This is a genomic window from Ramlibacter sp., assembly GCF_035706265.1.
Classification (GTDB): Bacteria; Pseudomonadota; Gammaproteobacteria; order Burkholderiales; family Burkholderiaceae_C; genus Ramlibacter.
Genome location: NZ_DASSVG010000417.1, coordinates 1 through 2,048, shown reverse-complemented (window position 1 = coordinate 2,048; position 2,048 = coordinate 1). Strand labels below are relative to the sequence as shown.

Sequence of the window (2,048 nt, the reverse complement as noted above, 5' to 3'; positions counted from 1 at the left end):
CCGTAGCCCATGGCGCCCACGGTGGGCGCCAGCTGCGTCTTGTGCCCCTTCGCCAGCCCATGGTGGCGGAAGAAGCGGTGCGTCCACGAGGCGAAGTTGCCGGCCCCGTTGGTGATCAGCGCATCGGCCGGCAGGTGCTTCTGCAGCACCGCCACCAGGGCCGGCATGTCGATGGGGCCCGGCAGCGGCTGCGGCTTCAGGTTCTCCAGGTAGTCGGCGTTGGCCGCTTCGGTCCACGCCGCCCAGGGCAGCGCAGCGGGGGCCTCCAGCGACTCCAGCGCGCGCGCCGCCGCGTTCATGGTGGCGTTGATCGCCAGGTCGGCCTGGTAGACCCGGTTCAGCTCCTCGGCGCTGGCGTGGATGTGCACCAGCTTCTGCGCCGCCTTGGGCGGCTTCAGCAGCGAATAGCCGCCGGTGGTCATCTCGCCAAGGCGGGGGCCGATCGCCAGCACCAGGTCGGATTCCTGGATGCGCTTGGAGAGCTTCGGATTGATGCCGATGCCGACGTCGCCCGCGTACTGCGGATGGTGGTTGTCGAAGCAGTCCTGGAAGCGGAAGGCATTGCCCACCGGCAGCTGCCAGCGCTCGGCGAAGCGCTGCAGCGCCTGCGCGGCCTGCGGCGTCCAACCGCCGCCGCCCGCGATCACGACGGGCTTGCGCGCGGCCAGCAGCAGCTCGCGCAGGGTGGCAAGCGCGGCCGGGTCGCACCAGGTCTCCACCGCTTCCACGCGCGGCAGCGGGCGGGCCGCGGTCTCCTGGGTGAGCATGTCCTCCGGCAGCACCAGCACCACGGGGCCGGGGCGGCCGTTCATGGCGGTGGCGAAGGCGCGCGCGATGTACTCGGGGATGCGGTCCGGGTCGTCGATGCGCTCGACCCGCTTGGCCATGCCCTTGGTGCTGGGGCCGAAGAAGCTGGTGTACTCGACCTCCTGGAAGGCCTCGCGGTCGCGCTGGTCGCTGGCCACGTCGCCGACGAACAGCACCATCGGGGTCGAGTCCTGGAAGGCCGTGTGCACGCCGATGGAGGCGTTGGTGGCGCCCGGGCCGCGCGTGACGAAGCACACGCCGGGGCGGTTGCCGATCTTGCCGGCCGCTTCGGCCATGAAGGCCGCGCCGCCTTCCTGGCGGTTGACCACGAAGCGGATCTGCTCGCGGTACTTGTGGAAGCCATCGAGCACGGCGAGATAGCTTTCGCCCGGCACGCCGAAGGCGTGCGTGACGCCCTGGGCCACCAGGCATTCGACGATGAGGTGGCCTGCGAGCTGCGGATCCTGCTTCATGATGCTTGACGGGATTAACTGATTGGTGAATTATGCGGAGGTGAGAGAGACCAGCACCGCCTCCGAGGAGCGACTGCGCGATGCCGATCGCTCGCAGTCGCTGATCTTAGCCGCCGCCCGCGAGGAATTCGCCGAGTACGGCCTCGCCGGCGCGCGGGTGGACCGCATCGCCGAGCGCGCGGGCCTCAACAAGCGGCTGATCTACTACTACTTCGAGGACAAGGACAAGCTGTTCCAGGCCGTGCTGGAGCAGGTGTACCGCGAGATCCGCGAGGAGGAGATGAACCTCCACCTGCTGGAGCTCGATCCTCCCACGGCCGTGCGGCGCCTGATCGAGTTCACCTGGGACTACTACCTGCGCCACCCGGAGTTCCTCACCCTCCTGAACAGCGCCAACCTGCACCGCGCGCGCCACCTCGCCGAGTCGAAGCGGGCGCGCGAGCTGAACTCGCCGGTGATCGAGACGCTGGCGACGGTGCTGGAGCGCGGCCGGCGCGAAGGCACCTTCCGCGGCGGGGTGGACCCGGTGCAGCTGTACGTCTCGATCGCGGGCCTGGCGTACTTCTACCTCTCCAACAGCCACACCCTGTCGGCCATCTTCGGCCGCGACCTGCTCGCGCCCAAGGCGCGCAGCGAGCGCCTGTCGCACATGACCGAGGTGATCCTCGGCTACCTCACGCGCTAGGCCTTCCTCTGCCCCACTGCGGGCTCTTCCTCCCTCCCCCTCCGAGGGAGGGCCGGGGTGGGGGCGCTACGCGCTTGCCATCC

2 protein-coding genes are annotated in these 2,048 nt (G+C 69.7%); one reads left to right on the top strand and one right to left on the bottom strand.

Features of this window, described 5'->3' with window-relative positions; genetic code table 11:
* The coding region (locus tag VFM98_RS14875; protein ID WP_325110691.1) for a thiamine pyrophosphate-binding protein at window positions 1-1,280 on the bottom strand (1,280 nt) is incomplete at its 3' end.
* A gap of 40 nt (window positions 1,281-1,320) precedes the next feature.
* On the opposite strand from VFM98_RS14875, the gene VFM98_RS14870 reads away from it, so the two are divergent.
* The gene (locus VFM98_RS14870) at window positions 1,321-1,965 is read left to right on the top strand and encodes a TetR/AcrR family transcriptional regulator (RefSeq protein WP_325110690.1); all 645 of its coding nucleotides are present in this window, start codon (window positions 1,321-1,323) and stop codon (window positions 1,963-1,965) included.
* Window positions 1,966-2,048 lie beyond the last annotated feature (83 nt).